At 41.2% G+C, this 20,835-nt stretch carries 23 protein-coding genes and 1 pseudogene; 7 read left to right on the top strand and 17 right to left on the bottom strand.

Annotated elements, in window-relative coordinates; genetic code table 11:
- Positions 1-206: 2,3-bisphosphoglycerate-dependent phosphoglycerate mutase (locus Q0O89_RS08050; RefSeq protein ID WP_293731187.1), on the top strand; the 206-nt coding region annotated here is incomplete at its 5' end.
- 62 nt (positions 207-268) lie between these two features.
- Here the strand turns inward: Q0O89_RS08050 and trpS are convergent.
- From trpS to rpe, 3 genes are read right to left on the bottom strand one after another with little or no spacing between them, the layout of a single operon-like run.
- A complete protein-coding gene (gene trpS / locus Q0O89_RS08045; protein ID WP_293731186.1) occupies positions 269-1,288 on the bottom strand; it encodes a tryptophan--tRNA ligase in 1,020 nt (339 codons plus the stop codon).
- 44 nt (positions 1,289-1,332) lie between these two features.
- Positions 1,333-2,007 carry a phosphoglycolate phosphatase gene (locus Q0O89_RS08040; protein WP_293731185.1) on the bottom strand — a complete coding sequence of 225 codons (675 nt, stop codon included), beginning with the start codon at positions 2,005-2,007 and terminating at the stop codon, positions 1,333-1,335.
- An 8-nt stretch (positions 2,008-2,015) separates the two neighbouring features.
- Positions 2,016-2,690: a ribulose-phosphate 3-epimerase gene (gene rpe / locus Q0O89_RS08035; protein ID WP_293731184.1), complete on the bottom strand. Its 675-nt coding sequence runs from the start codon at positions 2,688-2,690 to the stop codon at positions 2,016-2,018.
- Between the two features lie 123 nt (positions 2,691-2,813).
- Between rpe and Q0O89_RS08030 the strand changes: the two genes are divergently transcribed.
- Positions 2,814-3,440, top strand: a complete 627-nt coding sequence (locus tag Q0O89_RS08030) for a LysE/ArgO family amino acid transporter (protein WP_293731183.1) — start codon at positions 2,814-2,816, stop codon at positions 3,438-3,440.
- Between the two features lie 97 nt (positions 3,441-3,537).
- On the opposite strand, the gene Q0O89_RS08025 is transcribed toward Q0O89_RS08030, so the two are convergent.
- From Q0O89_RS08025 to Q0O89_RS08005, 5 genes are all read right to left on the bottom strand, one after another.
- Positions 3,538-4,362: a shikimate 5-dehydrogenase gene (locus tag Q0O89_RS08025; protein ID WP_293731182.1), complete on the bottom strand. Its 825-nt coding sequence runs from the start codon at positions 4,360-4,362 to the stop codon at positions 3,538-3,540.
- A 35-nt stretch (positions 4,363-4,397) separates the two neighbouring features.
- On the bottom strand, positions 4,398-5,195 hold the full coding sequence (gene cysE / locus Q0O89_RS08020; protein WP_293731181.1) for a serine O-acetyltransferase: 798 nt from the start codon (positions 5,193-5,195) through the stop codon (positions 4,398-4,400).
- 15 nt (positions 5,196-5,210) lie between these two features.
- On the bottom strand, positions 5,211-6,221 hold the full coding sequence (gpsA, locus tag Q0O89_RS08015; RefSeq protein ID WP_293731180.1) for an NAD(P)H-dependent glycerol-3-phosphate dehydrogenase: 1,011 nt from the start codon (positions 6,219-6,221) through the stop codon (positions 5,211-5,213).
- Between the two features lie 61 nt (positions 6,222-6,282).
- Positions 6,283-6,786, bottom strand: a complete 504-nt coding sequence (secB, locus tag Q0O89_RS08010; RefSeq protein ID WP_293731179.1) for a protein-export chaperone SecB — start codon at positions 6,784-6,786, stop codon at positions 6,283-6,285.
- A gap of 9 nt (positions 6,787-6,795) precedes the next feature.
- Complete coding sequence (locus tag Q0O89_RS08005) at positions 6,796-7,233, bottom strand: rhodanese-like domain-containing protein (protein WP_293731178.1); 438 nt, start codon at positions 7,231-7,233, stop codon at positions 6,796-6,798.
- Between the two features lie 179 nt (positions 7,234-7,412).
- Between Q0O89_RS08005 and proS the strand changes: the two genes are divergently transcribed.
- The 3 genes from proS to Q0O89_RS07990 are packed head-to-tail and all read left to right on the top strand — an operon-like array spanning position 7,413 to position 10,528.
- Positions 7,413-9,128, top strand: coding sequence for a proline--tRNA ligase (gene proS, locus Q0O89_RS08000; RefSeq protein WP_293731177.1), 1,716 nt, complete (start codon positions 7,413-7,415; stop codon positions 9,126-9,128).
- Between the two features lie 54 nt (positions 9,129-9,182).
- Positions 9,183-9,845 (top strand): hypothetical protein, encoded by a 663-nt coding sequence (locus Q0O89_RS07995; protein WP_293731176.1) that lies wholly within the window; start codon positions 9,183-9,185, stop codon positions 9,843-9,845.
- Positions 9,842-10,528, top strand: coding sequence for a hypothetical protein (locus Q0O89_RS07990; protein WP_293731175.1), 687 nt, complete (start codon positions 9,842-9,844; stop codon positions 10,526-10,528). The genes Q0O89_RS07995 and Q0O89_RS07990 overlap by 4 nt, the downstream gene beginning before the upstream one ends.
- Positions 10,529-10,612: 84 nt before the next feature.
- Here the strand turns inward: Q0O89_RS07990 and tuf are convergent, their stop codons facing one another.
- The 4 genes from tuf to rpsL form a co-directional block, all read right to left on the bottom strand.
- Positions 10,613-11,797: an elongation factor Tu gene (gene tuf / locus Q0O89_RS07985; protein WP_293731174.1), complete on the bottom strand. Its 1,185-nt coding sequence runs from the start codon at positions 11,795-11,797 to the stop codon at positions 10,613-10,615.
- 65 nt (positions 11,798-11,862) lie between these two features.
- Positions 11,863-13,965 carry an elongation factor G gene (gene fusA / locus Q0O89_RS07980; RefSeq protein WP_135710400.1) on the bottom strand — a complete coding sequence of 701 codons (2,103 nt, stop codon included), beginning with the start codon at positions 13,963-13,965 and terminating at the stop codon, positions 11,863-11,865.
- A gap of 99 nt (positions 13,966-14,064) precedes the next feature.
- Complete coding sequence (rpsG, locus tag Q0O89_RS07975; protein ID WP_293731172.1) at positions 14,065-14,535, bottom strand: 30S ribosomal protein S7; 471 nt, start codon at positions 14,533-14,535, stop codon at positions 14,065-14,067.
- Between the two features lie 145 nt (positions 14,536-14,680).
- Entirely contained in the window at positions 14,681-15,055 is a 375-nt protein-coding gene (gene rpsL, locus Q0O89_RS07970) for a 30S ribosomal protein S12 (protein ID WP_135710395.1), read from the bottom strand.
- Positions 15,056-15,479: 424 nt separating this feature from the next.
- Between rpsL and Q0O89_RS07965 the strand changes: the two genes are divergently transcribed.
- Complete coding sequence (locus tag Q0O89_RS07965) at positions 15,480-16,154, top strand: TfoX/Sxy family DNA transformation protein (RefSeq protein ID WP_293731171.1); 675 nt, start codon at positions 15,480-15,482, stop codon at positions 16,152-16,154.
- A 76-nt stretch (positions 16,155-16,230) separates the two neighbouring features.
- On the opposite strand, the gene ruvX is transcribed toward Q0O89_RS07965, so the two are convergent.
- The 5 genes and pseudogenes from ruvX to gpt form a co-directional block, all read right to left on the bottom strand.
- Positions 16,231-16,647 (bottom strand): Holliday junction resolvase RuvX, encoded by a 417-nt coding sequence (ruvX, locus tag Q0O89_RS07960; RefSeq protein WP_135710385.1) that lies wholly within the window; start codon positions 16,645-16,647, stop codon positions 16,231-16,233.
- Positions 16,647-17,204 carry a YqgE/AlgH family protein gene (locus Q0O89_RS07955; protein WP_135710411.1) on the bottom strand — a complete coding sequence of 186 codons (558 nt, stop codon included), beginning with the start codon at positions 17,202-17,204 and terminating at the stop codon, positions 16,647-16,649. The genes ruvX and Q0O89_RS07955 overlap by 1 nt, the downstream gene beginning before the upstream one ends.
- Before the next feature lie 54 nt (positions 17,205-17,258).
- Positions 17,259-17,936, bottom strand: a pseudogene (gene modC, locus Q0O89_RS07950) (molybdenum ABC transporter ATP-binding protein); the annotation flags it as partial.
- A gap of 3 nt (positions 17,937-17,939) precedes the next feature.
- Entirely contained in the window at positions 17,940-18,647 is a 708-nt protein-coding gene (gene modB / locus Q0O89_RS07945) for a molybdate ABC transporter permease subunit (protein WP_293731170.1), read from the bottom strand.
- A gap of 55 nt (positions 18,648-18,702) precedes the next feature.
- Positions 18,703-19,161 carry a xanthine phosphoribosyltransferase gene (gene gpt, locus Q0O89_RS07940; RefSeq protein ID WP_273317472.1) on the bottom strand — a complete coding sequence of 153 codons (459 nt, stop codon included), beginning with the start codon at positions 19,159-19,161 and terminating at the stop codon, positions 18,703-18,705.
- 122 nt (positions 19,162-19,283) lie between these two features.
- On the opposite strand from gpt, the gene Q0O89_RS07935 reads away from it, so the two are divergent.
- Complete coding sequence (locus tag Q0O89_RS07935) at positions 19,284-20,723, top strand: aminoacyl-histidine dipeptidase (protein WP_293731168.1); 1,440 nt, start codon at positions 19,284-19,286, stop codon at positions 20,721-20,723.
- Positions 20,724-20,835: the final 112 nt, after the last annotated feature.

Raw genomic sequence — 20,835 nt, 5'->3', positions numbered from 1 at the left:
CTTTCTGGGAAGATCAAATCGCACCGGCATTATTATCAGGTAAACGTGTTCTTGTTACTGCACACGGTAACTCATTACGTGCCCTTGCAAAACACATCGAAGGCATCTCTGACGCTGACATCATGGATTTAGAAATCCCAACCGGTCAACCGTTAGTGTACGAATTAGACGATAACTTAAAAGTCATCAGCAAACGTTATCTTTAATTCTTAAATGAATAAAAAAATCTCGTTGAATACACATCAACGAGATTTTTTATTTTTCTGCACTAAGCTGCCACAAACCCTACCGCATCGTAAACGGTTTTCAAGGTTGCTTGTGCACGCTCACGTGCTTTTTTCGCGCCTTCTGCGGCAATACGATTCAATAAGGCTTCATCATTACGATATTGCCAGAAACGCTCTTGAAGTGCAGTCAACATTTTCACGGTTTCTTCGGCTACCGCGCCTTTTAAATGACCATACATTTTGCCTTCAAACTCTTGTTCCAACTGAGCAATCGGCTTGTCTGTCATCACAGAAAGCATTTCCAAAAGATTGGATACGCCTGCTTTGTTTTGAACATCATAACGGACGACAGGTGGTTCATCGCCATCCGTTAAAGCGCGTTTAATTTTTTTCTCTACAGATTTTGGATCTTCTAACAACGTAATCACATTGTTGCGATTATCATCAGATTTTGACATTTTTTTGCTTGGATCTTGTAATGCCATAATCTTTGCACCTGCTTTCGGGATAAAGGCCTCAGGCACCACAAAAGGCTGATTAGAACCGTCTTCGTTACCATAAATAGCATTAAAACGTTGGGCAATATCACGAGTAATTTCCAAATGTTGACGCTGATCTTCACCTACCGGCACTTGATGGGCTTGATAAAGCAAAATATCAGCCGCCATTAATACAGGGTAAGTAAATAAACCCACGTTAATATTATCCGCATGTTTACTCGATTTATCTTTAAATTGGGTCATTCGCCCCATTTCACCGTAATAGGTATAGCAATTTAACACCCATGAAAGCTGCGTATGCTCCGGCACATGAGATTGAATAAAAATCGTGCTTTTAGCAGGATCAATACCACAAGCTAAATAGAGCGCAAGTACATCTAAGGTCGCTTTACGTAACGCCGCAGGATCTTGGCGCACTGTAATCGCGTGCAAATCCACAATACAAAATAAACATTCGTAATCATCTTGCATTTTCACCCATTGGCGGAGCGCGCCAAGGTAGTTACCGATAGTTAGTTCACCGCTAGGTTGAACACCACTGAGAACAACTGGTTTTGTCATAATTTTTTCTCTTTGTTTAAATTTTCTAAATTTTCAACCGCACTTTACAGGATTTTTTGAATTTCGGCAAAATCATCAAACACCCAATCAGGATGACTTTCGCTAATTGGGATGTTGTAGTTATACCCATAAGTTAATCCCACCACCGGACAACCTGCAGCATGTGCCGCAATAATATCATTGCGAGAATCACCTACAAATAAAAGTTGATGTGGCAATACGCCAAATTTTCCACATAAATAATAAAGTGGACCCGGATGCGGTTTAATCGCCGGTAAAGATTGTCCACCTAAGGTCTCATCAAATAAATGATCAATTTCAAAAGCTTTTAAAACAGGCAATACATGTTGGGTTGGTTTGTTGGTCACTACTGCCAATTTGAAACCTTGTGCTTTTAAGCTTTCTAGCGTTTCTTTAACATTCGGATACAAGCAACTGATATTACAAATATTTTCACCATAAAAATGATTAAAACGCACTTTTAATTGTGCAATTTGGTCATCATTTAAGGTTTTTCCCGTTTGTTCACTTGCCCAAGCCAAACCGCGGCTAATTAACACATCCGCGCCGTTACCAATCCAAGTTAACACCAATGCTTCCGGAGCAGCAGGCAAATCAAATTCCGCTAAGGCTGAGTTAACGGATAAGGCTAAATCAGGCAAACTGTTCACCAACGTGCCATCCAAATCAAATCCAATTACTTTAAATTGTGAGGTCATTTTTCTTCCTATTTTTCTGTTTTTGCTAATTCTGCTCGCATTTCATCAATGACTTTTTTGTAGTCAGGCGCATCAAAAATCGCTGATCCCGCCACAAACATATCCGCCCCGGCGGCGGCGATTTCTGCGATATTATTCACTTTTACGCCACCATCAATTTCCAAGCGAATGGCATAACCACTTGCATCAATGCGCTGACGAACTTGGCGTAATTTTTCCAATGTTGCAGGAATAAAAGATTGCCCACCAAAGCCTGGATTCACAGACATTAATAAAATCATATCCAATTTATCCATGACATAATCTAAATAACTCAATGGTGTAGCAGGATTGAACACTAACCCCGCTTGGCAACCTTGCGCACGAATTAATTGCAATGTCCGATCAATATGCTGACTTGCTTCAGCGTGAAAAGTAATGGATGTCGCCCCCGCCTTGGCAAAATCCACCACCAAACTATCCACAGGCGTGGCCATTAAATGGACATCAATAGGCGCGGTAATACCGTAATCGCGTAATGCTTTACACACAGGTGCCCCAAAGGTCAAATTTGGTACATAATGATTATCCATCACATCAAAATGAATCACATCAGCCCCTGCCGCAAGGACATTTGCCACATCTTCACCAAGACGGGCTAAATCTGCAGACAAAATTGACGGCGCAATAAGATAAGGTTTCATGGTTCCCCCTTTTTTGGGTTAATCAAAATTGCCCCTAGTGTACTACTGAACCATAGCGGATTTAAAGGGAAAAACACAAAAAGTGCGGTATAATTTCGGCGACTTTTCAAAATGGAGATAATAATGGATTTTTTTATTCAAGGCTTTCTTGTGTGTGGCGGCTTAATTATTGCCATTGGCGCACAAAATGCCTTCGTCTTAAAACAAGGATTATTAAAAAATAATATTTTACCCATTATTCTTACCTGCTTTACCTGTGATTTCGTCTTGATTTCCCTTGGTGTTTTAGGGCTAGGCTCGATGATTAGCGAAAGCCAAATGGCAACAGTCGCACTCGCTATTGTCGGCACGCTATTCTTAACCGTTTATGGTGCACGTGCTTTTCGTTCTGCTTATCGAGGTAACTCAACCTTAGAATTGAGTAATGACAATCACGTTCAACAATCCACATGGAAAGCTATTGCCACAACCCTAGCTATCACTTTACTCAATCCTCACGTTTATTTAGATTGTTTCGCCATTATCGGAGGCATTGCCGGCACCATTCCTGCAGACAGCAAAATATTTTTCCTTGCCGGTGCGCTTTGCACGTCTTTGCTGTGGTTTTTCGGATTGGGTTACGGCGCACGTTTACTCATTCCGTTCTTTAAACGCTCAATCACTTGGCGAATTCTGGATGGAATGATTGGTTTGGTGATGTGGGCAATTGCCTTTAATCTTGCCAAATTTGCTTGGCAGCTTAATAGCTAAAATATCCTGAACAACACAAAGCGCGGTCAAAATAAATAGATTTTTTGACCGCGCTTTCCGGCTCCGTTTCTCTTTCAATAAAAGGTTCCGATGGAGCTTATTTCTGCACTGTCGCTCGTGCAACATTACCCGCTTCAATCACTAGCTCATCACTTGGACGTTGATGAGTATAAAGCTCAAATTGTTCCACGGCTTGTAACACAATCACTTCAGCACCTGAAATCACTTGTTTGTTCAAACTTTCCGCCAATTTGATAAATGGCGTCTCCACTGGCATTGCGACCACATCAAAAGCCGTTTCCGCAGTATTAATCAATACTTCAGGAAAGGCTAATTCAAACTCATCTTTGCCACCTTTCATGCCAATTGGCGTAACGTTGACTAAAATATCGGCTTGTTGATTTTCAAGAGTGGGAATGTAGTCAAAGCCATAAAGTGCGGCGAGTTTTTTGCCAGTCTCGGCATTACGTGCATAGACTTTTAGGTTACTGAAACCTGAATTCTTGAACGCTGCAACCACGGCTTTAGCCATTCCGCCACTCCCGTGAACAATGACAGATTTTGTTTTATCTAATTGATATTTTTCAATTAATTTATAAATAGCGATATAGTCTGTGTTGTAGGCTTTGAGATAACCGTTGTCATTCACAATGGTATTCACCGATTGAATGGCCGCAGCCGATTCAGAAATTTCATCCACGAATGCCATACAACTTTCTTTATGTGGCATTGACACCGCGCAACCGCGAATACCTAGCGCACGCACGCCTTTTACCGCGTGTTCAATATCCTGTACTTGAAAGGCTTTATAAATAAAATCTAAACCGAGCTTTTGATACAAATAATTATGGAAAGTTGTACCAAAGTTGCTCGGACGTGCTGAAATTGAAATGCACAGTTTGGTATCTTTGTTAATTGGCATATAAAACTCCTATAAAATTCACCGCGCTTTTTCACTTAAATATTAAGCATTGCCGCATCATCAATAAAATATTGGTTCATATCAAAGGCGGGTTTTGATGAATGATCTTTGCTGATAATGCGAGCGGGTACGCCTGCGGCTGTGGCGTGTTCCGGAATAGGTTGTAACACCACCGAATTGGCACCAATTTTAGCGTATTTGCCCACTTCAATATTGCCGAGAATTTTTGCGCCCGCGCCAATCATGACGCCTTCGCGAATTTTCGGATGGCGATCGCCTGTTTCTTTTCCTGTCCCACCAAGCGTGACGCCTTGTAAAATGGACACGTCATTTTCAATTACCGCAGTTTCCCCCACCACAATGCCTGTGGCATGGTCAAACATAATGCCACAACCGATACGTGCCGCAGGGTGAATATCCACATCAAAAGCAACAGAAATTTGATTTTGCAAATAAATCGCCAAGGAACGACGACCATCTTCCCATAAATAATGGGTAATGCGGTAACTTTGTAAGGCGTGAAAACCTTTTAAGTAGAGCAATGGCGTTGACCATAAATCCACCGCAGGGTCACGTTGGCGCACGGCGCGAATATCACAAGCGGCACTTTCGATAATACTCGGTTTAGCCTGATAAGCATCTTCAATAATTTCACGCAAGGAAATCGCCGGCATGGTCGCGGTAGCCAGTTTATTGGCTAAAATATAACTCAGTGCGCCACCTAAATTTTTGTGTTTTAAAATCGTGGAATGGAAGAAACTTGCCAGCATCGGCTCTTTATCTACTAAGCATTGCGCTTCATCACGAATTTTTTTCCATACTTCAACTGCCATAATTTCTCCTAAATACTATTCCCCTTTACGCGCTCGCCCTAAAAGTGCGGTCGCCATTTCTTGAGGATTTTTGCCGTGAAATAATGCTTGATAAATCTGTTCTGTAATAGGCATTTCTACGCCATAACGCTGAGCTAACAACATCGTTTCTTTTGTGTTGTGATAACCTTCTACAACTTGCCCAATTTCTTCTAGGGCTTCTTGGGTCGATTTTCCCTGCCCAAGTGCCACACCAAAGCGGCGATTACGAGATTGGTTATCCGTACAAGTTAAGACGAGATCACCAAGCCCCGACATCCCCATAAAAGTTTGAGGGTTTGCCCCCAAAGCTGCCCCCAAGCGGCTGATTTCTACTAGCCCACGTGTAATTAATGCCGTACGTGCATTGGCGCCAAAGCCTAAACCATCCGACATTCCGGCTGCAATCGCAATGACATTTTTGATCGCACCACCTAACTGTACACCAATCATATCTTGATTGAGATAAACACGAAAATGCTTACTACAATGAATACGTGCTTGTAATTCATGAGCAAAATCAAGATTATTCGCGGCTAAGGTAATGGCTGTGGGTAAACCCGCGGCAAGTTCTTTAGCAAAAGTAGGACCTGATAATACAGCAAGAGGATAATTAAAACCTAACTCATCCTCTATAACCGATTGCAATAACCGCCCTTTATCTCGCTCTAATCCTTTGGTTGCCCAAGCAATTCGCTGATCTTCGCGTAAAAAGGGTTTAATTTGTTTAATGACATCACCAAATACATGACTTGGTACGACAATGAGCAAATCTCGTGATTTTTTTACCGCACTTTCTAAATCTGCAATAACTTCAAGGGAATGAGGAAAAGGAATGTCAGGCAAAAACCGTGCATTTTGCCGTTCTGCCTGCAAGCGAGAGCATTCATCAGGATGATGTCCCCATAAATAAGTAGGATAACCGTTGCGCGAAAAAGCAATGGCAAGTGCAGTACCATAAGAACCTGCGCCTAACACAGTAATGGGTGTCATTGCAACTTGTGTCATTTTTTATCTAAAATCCTAAAGAAAAGCTCACGCAAAACGTGAGCTTATTGTTAGTGCAAAATTAGTTTAAAGTTGGTTGTTCCGCAGAATTTTCTGTTTGACTTTCTTCTTCTACTCGGCGCATATGCTCAAGGAATAAGGCATCAAAATTCACGGGCGCAAGATTTAACGCCGGGAATGTACCACGGTTAACTAAACTCGCGACCAATTCACGTGCATAAGGGAATAACATTTCAGGACAACGTGATGTTAAGGCATGTGCCATATGAACATCTTCTAACCCACTAATAGTAAATACCCCTGCTTGTTTTACTTCACAAATAAACGCTAAATCACCTGTCTCTTCAAGTGTTGTTTCAACATTAATATGTAGGGTCACTTCATATAAATCATCGCCAAGCTGTTTTGCTTCAGTGCTTAGATTAAATGATAAATTCGGTTTCCACTCTTGTTGGAAAATATGTGGCAGATTGGGTGCCTCAAATGACACATCTTTCACATAAATGCGTTGAATTTGTAATACAGGTTCTTGTTGTTCTTGAGCCACTTGGTTTTCTTCTGACATAATCAATCCTTATTTAACGAGTGGTAAATTTGCCGCATTCCAACCAGCAATACCTTCATTCAAGGCATAGACATGGCGGAATCCTTGTTTAACTAAAATCTCAGCAGATGAACGAGCCACTACACCATTTGTATCCACTAAGATAACAGGTGTTTCTTTATGTTGTTCTAATTTGCCAAGATTATGATTTTTAATATCTGTTGGTAAGAATTGTAAGCTATTCACAATATGACCGCGCTTAAATTCATCAATCGTACGCAAATCAATCACAACCGCATCTTTTGTGTTAATTAAAGTGGTCGCTTCAGCATTTGACACGAATTTTACTTTACTTAACGCGGATTTGATAAAGGTATAAATAGTCGCAACAAAAATAGCCACCCACGCACCGACAAGTAAGGTATGATTTTTAGCAAAAGGGACGGCTTGCGATAAAAATTCTTCCATGGAAGTTCTCTTCAGTTAATAGTGAAAATAGGCGTTAAGTATAACCGCACTTTCTATTTTTTGAAAGATTGTTGTGCAAGTAGAACGAGTTATAACAAAAAATTCCTTAATTTTAACCGCACTTTATAGGAATTAATGCTAAAATACCGCCAATTTTTTGACATTAAACAGGATACAATATGCGTACAAGTCAATATCTCTTTTCTACCCTTAAAGAAACCCCGAATGATGCACAGGTCGTCAGCCATCAGCTTATGTTACGTGCCGGTATGATCCGCCCAATGGCGTCAGGCTTATATAACTGGTTGCCGACAGGGATCAAAGTGTTGAAAAAAGTGGAAAATATCATTCGTGAAGAGATGAACAAAGGTGGTGCAATTGAAGTGCTAATGCCGGTTGTTCAGCCTGCGGAATTATGGCAAGAGTCGGGGCGTTGGGAACAATATGGTCCAGAATTATTACGCTTTAACGATCGTGGTAGCCGTGATTTTGTGCTTGGCCCAACCCACGAAGAAGTAATTACGGATTTAGTGCGCCGTGAAGTCTCTTCTTATAAACAACTTCCGCTTAACTTATATCAAATTCAAACTAAATTCCGTGATGAAGTTCGCCCACGTTTTGGCGTCATGCGCTCACGTGAATTTATTATGAAAGACGCTTATTCTTTCCACACCACACAAGAAAGTTTGCAAGAAACCTATGATGTGATGTATCAAGTCTATAGCAATATCTTTACCCGTTTAGGCTTAGATTTCCGTGCAGTTCAAGCAGATACCGGCTCAATTGGTGGTTCAGCTTCCCACGAATTCCAAGTGTTGGCATCAAGTGGTGAAGATGATGTGATTTTCTCAACAGAAAGTGATTTTGCGGCAAATATTGAGCTTGCCGAAGCAGTAGCTGTTGGCGAACGTCAAGCTCCAACCGCTGATATGCAATTAGTGGATACACCAAATGCGAAAACCATCAATGAATTAGTGGCGCAATTCAATTTACCGATTGAAAAAACGGTAAAAACTTTGATTGTGAAAGGTGCGACAGAAGAACAACCGCTTGTGGCATTAGTGATTCGTGGCGATCACGAGTTAAATGAAATCAAAGCACAAAAACACCCATTAGTGGCAGACCCGCTAGAATTCGCGGATGAAGCCGAAATCAAAGCGAAAATCGGTGCGGGAGTGGGTTCACTTGGCGTAATCAATTTACCTATTCCGGCGATTATTGACCGCTCAGTGGCATTGATGTCAGATTTTGGCTGCGGTGCAAACATTGATGGTAAACATTACTTCAACGTGAACTGGGAACGTGATGTGGCATTACCTGAAACCTTTGATTTACGTAACGTTGTGGAAGGCGACCCAAGCCCAGACGGTAAAGGTGTGCTACAAATTAAACGTGGGATTGAAGTAGGTCATATTTTCCAATTAGGTAAAAAATATTCAGAAGCCATGAATGCGACAGTACAAGGCGAAGACGGCAAACCACTCGTAATGACAATGGGTTGTTACGGTATTGGCGTCACGCGTGTTGTAGCAGCTGCGATTGAACAGCACCACGATGAACGCGGTATTATTTGGCCTTCAGATGAAATTGCGCCGTTTACCGTGGCAATTGTGCCAATGAATATGCACAAATCCGAAAAAGTGCAAGCTTTCGCTGAAGAGCTATACAAAACCTTAAAAGCGCAAGGCGTGGATGTAATTTTTGATGACCGTAAAGAACGCCCGGGTGTGATGTTTGCGGATATGGAGCTCATCGGCGTACCGCATATGGTGGTTATTGGCGAGAAAAACCTTGAAAACGGCGAAATCGAATATAAAAACCGCCGCACCGGCGAAAAACAGATGATTGCTAAAGAGCAGTTATTGGCGTTTTTGGCAGAGAATGTGAAAGGGTAATTTTAAATGGCTGAATAAAATGGATATTCAGCCATTTTTATTAAGGGGAGTATTATGCAAAAAATTTTTAAAATTCTACCGCTTGTTATGCTTTTAGGCGGTTGCTCTGTTTCTGAAGTCATAAATCCCGATGAATATGATGCGGCTAAACATTCTCGTCTGCGGATTTTTAGTCATGGTAGCAATGCGGCTGCATTTTTTATTGGCGTAGATTGCGAAACCAACAAAAAAGGGACAAGAGTTTTAGCGGATGGGGTGGATGTTTTTATTGGGGCGCAAGATAAACAAAAACGCATCGGTATGACACAAACAGATGCGACTGATTATGCACAATCTAAAGGCGGTATTTTTAAAGAATATGTTATTCCAGCCGGTAAAGTCGTCAATATCATACCATCTCATCAAATATCGCAAACGGTTTGTCGTGTTGCCGGAAAGCCTTGTACAGTTGAAACGAAAGAACTGTGTCAATATGGTGTTGGAGATAATGTAGTTTCTAAAGGCATTAATTCAATTCGCAAGCTCTTTATTCGTACCATCACGCTAGGTGCAACAGACGGTGGAAAACCGCGCGATGATAGTCGTTCATTTATTCCGGAGGCAGGAAAACAATACGAATATGTACCAAATGGATGCAGCGTTGTGATTACTGATATTACTGAAGAAAAAGTAACCATTGTAAATACATCACCATTTTATCAATGTCCTAAAGAATGATGAAAAAACTTTATTTTATCTTTATCTGTTTATTGGCGGGCTGTATTACCCACATTAGTAAACCAATACAAAGTACAGAGCAAATTTATGCTTTTATGATCGAGGACGATAAAATTTATCTTGTTGGTGAAAAATCGGATTATCTTCTTCAAAATCAAGATGTGGGTGCAATGCGAGAATTTTTAAATAGCCCTTATGCAAATCAAGTGCTTTTCTTTACGATGAAACTCGATAGCCTTGATAGCGATGTTACCGGTGAATATGCGGTTTACTTAGATGAGAGCAAATATAACGCAGAAGAGAAAAAGTACCTTCAAAAACAGTTTTGGTTTAACCCGATTAGCTATATTCATCCTGATCTATTACCAGCATTACAAATGAGAAATACCGCTTGGCGGACAGACCAGCCGGCACTAAAACGCCAATATCGGGCTTTCGGAAAACGTGTTCGTTTCAAAAACCGCCAAGAAATTTTACAGAAATATGCAATGAATGAGCCTATGACGGTAATGTTATCGCAACGAATGTCGAGTATGGAGATAATTGCTGATGATATAGCATTAGATGCTGTATTGTTGCCTGTTGCTGTGGCTTATTCTACTGCTTTAGCTGTAGCTATTACGCCGATTGCGGCAACGATGGCGGTAATTTATGTGATAAATGGGCATGAAATAAGAAAATAGGTGTAATAGAAAAAAGCTAAACAACACATAACAAAAAAGGCATACCTGAAGATATGCCTTTTTCTGCTTTTAATTCAAAGCGGATTATTTGATGATACGTGCTACTACGCCTGCACCTACTGTACGGCCGCCTTCACGAATCGCAAAACGTAAACCTTGGTCCATCGCGATTGGGTGGATTAAGCTTACTGTCATTTTGATGTTATCGCCTGGCATTACCATTTCCACGCCTTCCGGTAACTCGATTGTACCTGTTACGTCAGTTGTACGGAAATAGAATTGTGGACGGTAACCTTTGAAGAATGGAGTATGACGACCACCTTCTTCTTTTGATAATACGTAAACTTCTGATTCGAAGTCTGTGTGTGGTGTGATTGTACCTGGTTTCGCTAATACTTGACCACGTTCGATTTCTTCACGTTTTGTACCACGTAATAATGCACCGATGTTCTCACCTGCACGACCTTCGTCTAACAATTTACGGAACATTTCTACACCTGTTACGGTTGTTTTCGCAGTTTCTTTGATACCTACGATTTCAACTTCATCACCTGTGCGGATGATACCACGTTCTACACGACCTGTTACTACTGTACCACGACCTGAAATTGAGAACACGTCTTCGATTGGTAATAAGAACGGTTGATCAATTGCACGCTCTGGCTCTGGGATGTATGTATCTAAGTGGTTTGCTAATTCAAGAATTTTTTCTTCCCACTCCGCTACGCCGTTTAACGCTTGTAACGCTGAACCACGTACGATTGGAGTGTCATCACCCGGGAAGTCGTATTGTGAAAGAAGTTCACGAACTTCCATCTCAACTAATTCTAATAACTCTTCGTCATCTACCATGTCGCATTTGTTTAAGAATACGATGATGTATGGTACACCTACTTGGCGACCTAATAAGATGTGCTCACGAGTTTGTGGCATTGGGCCGTCTGTCGCTGCTACTACTAAGATAGCACCGTCCATTTGTGCCGCACCGGTAATCATGTTTTTAACATAGTCCGCGTGTCCCGGGCAGTCTACGTGTGCGTAGTGACGTGTTGCTGTATCGTACTCAACGTGTGAAGTGTTGATGGTGATACCACGCGCTTTTTCTTCCGGCGCGTTATCGATTTGGTCGAATGCACGAGCTGCACCACCAAAGTGTTTTGATAATACAGTTGTGATTGCTGCTGTTAAAGTTGTTTTACCGTGGTCAACGTGGCCGATTGTACCCACGTTTACGTGCGGTTTTGTACGTTCAAATTTTTCTTTAGACACTTTTCAGTTTCCTTTTGTGAGCCCCCAAAGTGCGGTGCAAATTGGGGGGATTTAGTTAAGTAAAATTATTTTTTACGCGCTTCGATAACTGCATCTGCAACGTTTTTCGGTGCTTCAGCATATTTCAATGGTTCCATTGAGTATGATGCACGACCTTGAGTTTGTGAACGTAAGTCAGTTGCATAACCGAACATTTCTGCTAATGGAACTTCAGCATTGATTTTAACAACGAATTCATTCGCTTCTTGACCGTTAACCATCGCACGGCGGCGGCTCAAGTCACCAATTACGTCACCAACATACTCAGGTGGAGTTTCAACTTCCACTTTCATGATTGGCTCAAGTAATACCGGGTTAGCTTTTGCGAACGCGGCTTTAAATGCAATTGATGCTGCAAGTTTAAACGCTAACTCAGATGAGTCAACATCATGGTATGAACCGAAGTGTAAACGAACACCGACATCAACTACAGGGTAACCTGCTAATGGACCAGATTTAAGTTGTTCTTGGATACCTTTATCAACAGCCGGGATAAATTCACCAGGAATTACACCACCTTTGATTTCGTTCACGAATTCGTAACCAGGACCTTCCGGATCTAATGGATATAAGTCGATTACAACATGACCGTATTGACCGCGACCACCAGATTGTTTTGCGTGTTTACCTTCAACATCGTTAACACGAGTACGGATTGTTTCACGGTAAGATACTTGTGGTTTACCGATATTCGCTTCAACTTTGAATTCACGGCGCATACGGTCAACGATAATATCTAAGTGTAACTCACCCATACCGGAAATAATGGTTTCGCCAGATTCTTCATCAGTGTGAACACGGAATGAAGGGTCTTCTTGTGCTAAACGACCTAATGCAAGACCCATTTTTTCTTGGTCAGCTTTAGTTTTTGGTTCAACCGCAACAGAAATTACCGGATCCGGGAATTCCATACGCTCAAGGATGATTGGCGCATCGATCGCACATAATGTATCACCTGTACCAACATCTTTTAAGCCGATTGCCGCTGCGATATCACCTGCACGAACTTCTTTGATTTCTTCACGTTTGTTTGCGTGCATCTGTACGATACGACCAAAACGTTCACGTTTATCTTTTACAGAGTTCAATACGGTTGCACCGGATTCAATGAAACCTGAGTACACACGGAAGAATGTTAAGTTACCAACAAATGGGTCAGTTGCAATTTTGAATGCCAATGCTGAGAATGGCTCATCATCGCTTGCATGACGCTCACCTTCAGTTTCATCCGGATTAATACCTTTAATCGCAGGAATATCTGTAGGTGCCGGTAAATAATCGATTACTGCGTCAAGCATTGCTTGAACACCTTTGTTTTTAAACGCAGAACCACAAGTTACTAAGATGATCTCAGTTGCTAATACGCGTTGACGAAGACCTGCTTTGATTTCTTCTTCAGTTAATTCTTCACCACCTAGGTATTTTTCCATTAACTCTTCTGAAGATTCTGCAGCTGCTTCAACAAGGTTTTGATGCCATTCTTCACAAGCATCTTGCATATCTGCAGGAATATCTTCGTATGTGAATGTCATACCTTGGTCAGCTTCGTTCCAGTTGATTGCTTTCATTTTTAACAAGTCAACCACACCGGTGAAGCTATCTTCTGCGCCGATAGGAAGTTGTAAAGGAACAGCATTTGCACCTAAACGGGTTTTGATTTGTTCAACAACACGTAAGAAGTTAGCACCTGTACGGTCCATTTTGTTTACGAACGCGATACGTGGAACATGATATTTGTTCGCTTGACGCCATACTGTTTCTGATTGTGGTTGAACGCCACCAACCGCACAGTAAACCATTACCGCACCATCAAGAACACGCATTGAACGTTCTACTTCGATTGTGAAGTCCACGTGTCCCGGAGTATCGATAACGTTGATACGGTGTTGTGGGTATTGTTGTGACATACCAGACCAGAACGCTGTTGTTGCCGCAGAGGTGATTGTAATACCACGCTCTTGCTCTTGTTCCATCCAGTCCATTGTTGCTGCACCATCGTGCACTTCACCGATTTTGTGACTTACACCAGTGTAGAACAAGATACGCTCAGTCGTTGTGGTTTTACCCGCATCGATATGCGCACTGATACCGATGTTACGGTAAAGTGAAATAGGGGTTGTACGAGCCATTATTATTACCTTGTTTGGGTTTAATATTGAAATTCTTTATAAGGGTAAGGCTTCATCGCAATGATTGAGATGAAGCCCTGAAGTAATATTGTTAACCGATTACCAACGGAAGTGAGCAAACGCTTTGTTTGCTTCAGCCATACGGTGAACATCTTCACGTTTTTTCACTGCTGCACCTTTGTTATCTGCTGCATCAGATAATTCGTTCGCTAAACGTAAAGCCATTGATTTATCACCACGTTTACGAGCTGCTTCAACGATCCAACGCATACCTAATGCGTTACGGCGAGTTGGGCGAACTTCAACCGGTACTTGGTATGTAGAACCACCCACACGGCGAGATTTAACCTCAACAGTTGGGCGCACGTTTTCTAATGCTGCTTCAAATGCTTCTAACGCATCTTTACCAGTACGTTGAGCTAAAGTCTCTAATGCATTATAAACGATTGATTCTGCAATTGATTTTTTACCATCAACCATTAAAACGTTGATGAATTTTGCAAGTAATTCTGAACCGAACTTCGGATCTGGAAGAATTTTGCGTGGTTCAATACGACGACGACGTGGCATTGTAAGTTTCTCCGATATATATTCAGGATAATCCAAAACTCATTAAAAACTGACCGCACTTTAACACTGTGGACCAAATTGATACTGGAGTTTATGGTTTAAATATTAATAATTTAGACGTTTGGCCTTACTTAACGGAGAACCATTAAGCTTTAGGACGTTTAACGCCGTATTTAGAACGACCTTGTTTACGATCTTTAACGCCAGCACAGTCTAATGCACCGCGAATAGTGTGATAACGCACACCCGGTAAGTCTTTAACACGACCACCACGGATTAATACAACACTATGCTCTTGAAGGTTGTGACCTTCACCACCGATGTATGAAGTTACTTCATAACCGTTTGTTAAACGAATACGGCATACTTTACGTAATGCTGAGTTCGGTTTTTTAGGAGTTGTAGTGTACACACGAGTACACACGCCACGTTTCTGCGGGCAAGCCTCTAATGCAGGAACGTTGCTTTTTACAACCTTTTTCACACGCGGTTTGCGTACTAATTGGTTGATAGTTGCCATTAATTAAGCTCCAGTTAATAAAATTCTAAAAGAATGATAGTTTAAAATCTACTTCATAAAGAAATAGACGCCAAATTTTAATCACAAACAATCCTACTGTCAAGTTTAATGTCACTAATGCCTTCCATAGAAAAAAAGATAAATTTTACATCTTAAATGACTTATCAAGCCCTGCGGGCACTATCTGCAACTTATTGAATTTAAATCAAATAATATGTAAATAAATTTAAAATTCATTGCTTAGAAAAAGAAATTTCGATAAATAAAGAAGTGCCTTATCCGTCAGTTCATCAAGACTAAATAACGGCAATCATGTCAATTTTGTGATCTTAATTCCAAAACAAGAACACAAAACTTGTTTAATTATGGGAAATTGGCATAGTAATTTTAATTGAAAACCCTTTACAGCATGATGAGGTGTATTATGCAATTCTTGAAAGATAGTGCAGACGAAGTCCGTCATTTTATGAGTGATCTTCTTAACAAAGAAATCGTGATTAAACCGCTATTCATTGGTAATGGCGTATTTTACGATAATCTCATGTTTGGAATTTATGTCAATCGCGCTTTCCATCTCAAAGCAGAAGGAAAACTGGCTGAGCTTCTTATAAAAAATGGGGCTATTCCTTGGAACTATGCACCAAGAAAACACATAGTAACAGGTTCTACTTATTATCGATTACCTGAAACGATTTACCAAAATCCAGCGATTCTCAAAAAATTTATCTTATTGTCGATAGAACAAATCAAAGCGAAAAAGATTAACACCGAATTAGCCAAAAAAAGTACCATCCGTGAACTGCCAAACCTGAGTGTCAAACATGAACGCGCTTTAGCTAAAATTGGCATCAATAATGTTGCCGAACTAAAAGCTTGTGGTGCTATTAATGCATTTATTCAATTAAAACAGTCAGGCAAAGATATTAATATTGCTTGGTTTTGGGCAATTCTTGCTGCGTTAGCAAATAAGCATGTTAATGTGCTTTCGCTAGAAGAACGAAAAACGGCATTCGATCAATTAAATCGGATATTAGCGGAAAAGGGAATGCGTTCAATTAAGCCGGAAGCCTTACTGAATCAGCTTGCAGATAGACCGTAAGATAGCGTTAAATCAAAAACAGAGCTAACATCCATATCATAGAATGTTAGCTCTTACTGAGTGTTAATCTATCAGCCTACAAATTATTTTCAAACCAACTTTCTAAAATCAGACAAGCAGAAATACCATCCACTTTGCCTTTTTTCAAAGCACGAAAGCCGCCGCGTTCAAAGATTTCAGTACGTGCTTGTGTGGTAGTAAGGCGTTCGTCTTGCCATTGTACGTTGACACCAAAACGGGCGTTTAAACGGTTGCCAAATTTGCGTGCGCGGTGGGTAAGATCCTGTTCTGTTCCATCCATATTTAAAGGTAAACCAACAACCACAAAATCAGGTTTCCATTCTTTCAGGCATTTCTCAATGGCATCCCAGTTAGGAATACCGTCTTGTGCTTTGAAAGCGGGCAAGGCTTGCGCAGTGCCTGTAATACTTTGTCCGACTGCGCAACCAATACTTTTTGTGCCAAAGTCAAAGGCGATCACTGTTTTTCCCATTAGCAATGTCCTGCTTGGCTGGCGAGATTGTAGCTATCAAAACCAAGCACTTTTTGTGCTTCAATCCAGCGTTCTTCATAAGGGGTCTCAAACATAATGCGCTCATCGGCAGGCATCACTAACCAAGAATTTTCTGCAATTTCGCGCTCAAGTTGGTTCGGCGTCCAAGCGGCACAGCCCAGCGCAACGAGATATTTCTCCGGCGCATGGGGTGTGCCGAAAGTGTCGATAATATCTGCAGATGTAGTCAGAATAATGCGATCAGTAATCTTAAAGCTGTGCTGAAACGGGTGATCCGTTGGGGTGTGCAAAATAAAGCCATGCTCACCGTTAACCGGCCCGCCGGCCAAGACACATTTATCAGGAAAAGTGCGGTCGGAACTCATCATAAAATGCAGTTTTGCCACCAACTCCGCAATGCTTAAATCCGTAGGTTGGTTTAGCACTAAACCCATAGTGCCTTTGTCGCTGTGTTCGCAAAGATAAATGACGCTGCGCTGAAAATAATCGTCCCCCATATTTGGCATGGCGATCAATAAATGATTTTGTAATTTCATCATAATGTTATTATTTGGGAAAAGTGCGGTCAGTTTAGCGCAAATTTAGTTTTGTTTCCATTTCGCAAATGCAGGAGAATGGATAACCGCTTGAACGCTGTCATAAGCCACCACTTTACCATTATCCATTAACACCATACGTTCAGCTAATGCCGTTAATTCCTCCAAGCTGTGCGTAACATATAAAATCGGTATTTCAATTTCACGAGATAAGGTTTCTAAATAGGCCAGTAATTCCCGTTTTCGTGGTAAATCTAAGGCGGAAAGCGGTTCATCCATCAACAAAATATCAGGCTCAGACAACAGCGCACGCCCAATAGCAACACGCTGTTTTTCCCCTCCTGAAAGGGAATAAGGATAACGTTTTAATAAATGTTCAATTCCCAATAGATTCAAAATATCGCCAAAATCCACCGCACTTTTATTTTTTACACCATACAGCAAATTCCCCTTAACGGAATAATGGGGAAATAAACGTGCATCTTGGAACACATAGCCAATATGACGTTGTTCAGGTGCAAGACAAATGCGCTGCTCTATGTCAACGAGTGTTTTACCATTTAATCGAATATAGCCTTGATCAGGATGGGATAAGCCGCTAATCAAATTAATGAGTGATGATTTTCCTGCGCCGGATAACCCAAAAATAGCCGTTACACCACGCGTAGGAATCTGTAAGTCTGCCACCAATTCCAGTTCGCCTAATACCTTTTTGAGATTAATTTCAAGCATTCGTTATTCCTTATGATTAAGGTTTTGCTGCGTACGTTTGGCTAACCATTCGGAAATCAGCAATGAAATTAAAGAAATGATAATGGCAATAACACATAAACGCGCCGCCGCCCCTTCCGCCCCGGGGGTTTCGATAAAAGAATACATCGCAAGGGGAATGGTACGCGTTACATCAGGAATATTTGACGCAAAGGTGATAGTTGCACCGAATTCACCTAGAGATCGAGCAAAACCTAAAATTACACCGGCCAAAATCCCCGTACTTGAAAGCGGTAACGTAATGGTAAAAAAGGTGCGAAATGGTGAAGCCCCTAATGTTCGTGCGGCTTGTTCCAACTTGACATCTACACACTCAATGGCAAGGCGGATAGAGCGCACCATAAGCGGAAAGGTCACTACCGCAGAAGCCAGTGCTGCACCATGCCAACTAAAAGCAAAGCTAAATCCAAACCAATCTAACAAATATTTACCAATAACCCCATTTCGCCCCATTGCGACTAATAATAAATAACCAATCACCACAGGAGGCAAAACAAGAGGCAAGTGAATAATACTATTTAAAATAGATTTCCCCCAAAAATCGCAGCGCGCCAGTAGCCATGCCATAGTAATAGCAAAAGGCAGACTACAAACAATAGACCAAAAAGCAACTTTTAGGCTCAATTGAATGGCACTGAGTTCAGTATGAGATAGGGTAATATATTCAAGCATATAATGAAATTCATGTTAAAAAAACACGAGCATCACTCGTGTTCTTTTATTGGTATTATTTACGTGCAATAGGTGGTGTGAATGTTAAACCTAAATCCCAAGGTTGCTCAATCCAAGTATTTTGCGGAATATCAACAATATAGTCATCCACAAGTGCCGCTCCTGCCGGTTTAGCAAAAACCGTCACAAATTTTGCTTTTGGATACATTTTACGAATTTCTCTCGCCGTATTGCCGGTATCCACTAAATCATCCACAACGATAAAACCTTCGCCGTCTGTGTCAGCAGCGTGTAATACGCGTAATTCGCCTTGTTGGTCATGATCGTAGCTCGCAATACAAACGGTTTCAACGTGACGAATGCCTAACTCACGCGATAATACTGCCGCTGGGAATAAACCGCCGCGGCTTACTGCGATAATGCCTTTCCATTGTGATGCTGGCAATAAACGCTCGGCAAGTTTACGTGAATGCATTTGGAACATATCCCAAGTGACAATATATTTTTCGCTCATAAAATTTTCCCTTTCGACTAATTAAAAAAATTGGCTAAGGATAACCTGAAATACGTTTTTATGCTATGCTTTTAAGCAAAAAAGTGCGGTGAAATCATTCATATTTTTAAGGAGAGTTCATTATGTCAGCGATTCAATCATTACAACCTAGCAAATTATGGTATTGGTTCGATCAAATTTGTGCCATTCCTCATCCCTCTTATCATGAAAACACCTTAGCGGAATTCATTGTTAACTGGGCAAAAAGCAAAGATTTTTTTGTAGAACGTGACGAAGTAGGCAATGTATTAATTCGCAAACCTGCCACACAAGGCATGGAAAACCGCCCTTCTGTAGCGTTACAAGCTCATTTGGATATGGTGCCACAAGCCAATGAAAGCACGCGGCATGATTTTCTAACCGATCCTATCTTACCCCGTATCCAAGGTGAATGGGTCTCTGCCACAGGAACAACCTTGGGCGCAGATAATGGCATAGGTATGGCTTCTGCATTAGCGGTTTTGGATAGTGACAACATTGCGCATCCTGAATTGGAAGTCTTGCTCACAATGACCGAAGAAGCTGGGATGGAGGGCGCGTTGGGCTTACGAGCAAATTGGTTGAAGTCCAATTTGATGATCAACACAGACACCGAGGAAAATGGCGAAATTTATATTGGTTGTGCCGGTGGGGAAAATGCAGACATTCGATTACCTGTTCATCGTCAACCGAATAAGTTTCCCCATTGTTTTCAACTTGCGATTAAAGGATTGCAAGGTGGTCACTCTGGTTGTGATATTCACACACAACGCGGCAATGCCATTAAATTATTGGGCGTATTTTTGACCGCACTTCGTTATGTCACCGAAGAGTTTGCCATTGTGGATGTACGCGGTGGTTCAGTGCGCAATGCGATTCCTCGTGAAGCCTTTTTAACCTTGGCATTAGATGATGCCACCTTATTAACCATGGTCGTGGAAAAATTCAAAGAAGTCATGCAACAAGCGTTACCTGAAGATCCAAATGCAGAAATTATTGTGACAGAACAAACTTTACCAGAAGAAACCTTTGATATTCCAACCACACAAACTATTGCTCATGTATTAAGCGCATTGCCTAATGGTGTACAAGCCATGAGTCAAACGGTAGCGGGGGTCGTGGAAACCTCACTCAGTATTGGTGTATTAAAAACTGAGGAGGATGAAATCAAAGGAACGATTTTACTACGCTCTTTGATTGAAGGCGGTACTAATGACGTGAAAGTGGAGTTAACGGAACTTCTCCAAAAAAGTGGTGGAAACGTAGAATACTATGGTTATTACCCAGGCTGGGCACCGCAACCGGATACAGAAATTGTCACGCTAACCAAAAAACATTATACCGAAATTTTAGGTTATGAACCTGAAATTAAAGTTATTCATGCCGGATTAGAATGCGGTTTATTGAAAAAAATCTATCCAAATTTAGATGTCGTTTCCATTGGACCAACGATTCGCAATGCCCATTCACCGGATGAAAAAGTGCATATTCCTGCAGTGCAAACCTATTGGCAATTACTGACAACAGTATTGGCGAATATTTAACTAAAACACATTTAAATGAAAAAGTCGGGATTTCCCCGACTTTTTTTATATTAACCGGCAACGCTTGGCAAAATACCTGCTTGCATTAAGAATGGAATGACAATAATGATAA

Origin of the sequence: uncultured Actinobacillus sp. (assembly GCF_945915845.1) — a bacterium.
Lineage (GTDB): Bacteria > Pseudomonadota > Gammaproteobacteria > Enterobacterales > Pasteurellaceae > Exercitatus.
This window is presented reverse-complemented; position numbering and strand designations above follow the sequence as displayed.

Excerpts from the sequence above, each read along its gene's own strand:
- trpS (WP_293731186.1), bottom strand. The coding sequence starts at position 1,288 with ATGACAAAACCAGTTGTTCTCAGTGGTGTTCAACCTAGCGGTGAACTA.
- Q0O89_RS08040 (WP_293731185.1), bottom strand. The coding sequence starts at position 2,007 with ATGACCTCACAATTTAAAGTAATTGGATTTGATTTGGATGGCACGTTG.
- rpe (WP_293731184.1), bottom strand. The coding sequence starts at position 2,690 with ATGAAACCTTATCTTATTGCGCCGTCAATTTTGTCTGCAGATTTAGCC.
- Q0O89_RS08030 (WP_293731183.1), top strand. The coding sequence starts at position 2,814 with ATGGATTTTTTTATTCAAGGCTTTCTTGTGTGTGGCGGCTTAATTATT.
- Q0O89_RS08025 (WP_293731182.1), bottom strand. The coding sequence starts at position 4,362 with ATGCCAATTAACAAAGATACCAAACTGTGCATTTCAATTTCAGCACGT.
- cysE (WP_293731181.1), bottom strand. The coding sequence starts at position 5,195 with ATGGCAGTTGAAGTATGGAAAAAAATTCGTGATGAAGCGCAATGCTTA.
- gpsA (WP_293731180.1), bottom strand. The coding sequence starts at position 6,221 with ATGACACAAGTTGCAATGACACCCATTACTGTGTTAGGCGCAGGTTCT.
- secB (WP_293731179.1), bottom strand. The coding sequence starts at position 6,786 with ATGTCAGAAGAAAACCAAGTGGCTCAAGAACAACAAGAACCTGTATTA.
- Q0O89_RS08005 (WP_293731178.1), bottom strand. The coding sequence starts at position 7,233 with ATGGAAGAATTTTTATCGCAAGCCGTCCCTTTTGCTAAAAATCATACC.
- proS (WP_293731177.1), top strand. The coding sequence starts at position 7,413 with ATGCGTACAAGTCAATATCTCTTTTCTACCCTTAAAGAAACCCCGAAT.
- Q0O89_RS07995 (WP_293731176.1), top strand. The coding sequence starts at position 9,183 with ATGCAAAAAATTTTTAAAATTCTACCGCTTGTTATGCTTTTAGGCGGT.
- Q0O89_RS07990 (WP_293731175.1), top strand. The coding sequence starts at position 9,842 with ATGATGAAAAAACTTTATTTTATCTTTATCTGTTTATTGGCGGGCTGT.
- fusA (WP_135710400.1), bottom strand. The coding sequence starts at position 13,965 with ATGGCTCGTACAACCCCTATTTCACTTTACCGTAACATCGGTATCAGT.
- rpsG (WP_293731172.1), bottom strand. The coding sequence starts at position 14,535 with ATGCCACGTCGTCGTCGTATTGAACCACGCAAAATTCTTCCAGATCCG.
- rpsL (WP_135710395.1), bottom strand. The coding sequence starts at position 15,055 with ATGGCAACTATCAACCAATTAGTACGCAAACCGCGTGTGAAAAAGGTT.
- Q0O89_RS07965 (WP_293731171.1), top strand. The coding sequence starts at position 15,480 with ATGCAATTCTTGAAAGATAGTGCAGACGAAGTCCGTCATTTTATGAGT.
- ruvX (WP_135710385.1), bottom strand. The coding sequence starts at position 16,647 with ATGGGAAAAACAGTGATCGCCTTTGACTTTGGCACAAAAAGTATTGGT.
- Q0O89_RS07955 (WP_135710411.1), bottom strand. The coding sequence starts at position 17,204 with ATGAAATTACAAAATCATTTATTGATCGCCATGCCAAATATGGGGGAC.
- modB (WP_293731170.1), bottom strand. The coding sequence starts at position 18,647 with ATGCTTGAATATATTACCCTATCTCATACTGAACTCAGTGCCATTCAA.
- gpt (WP_273317472.1), bottom strand. The coding sequence starts at position 19,161 with ATGAGCGAAAAATATATTGTCACTTGGGATATGTTCCAAATGCATTCA.
- Q0O89_RS07935 (WP_293731168.1), top strand. The coding sequence starts at position 19,284 with ATGTCAGCGATTCAATCATTACAACCTAGCAAATTATGGTATTGGTTC.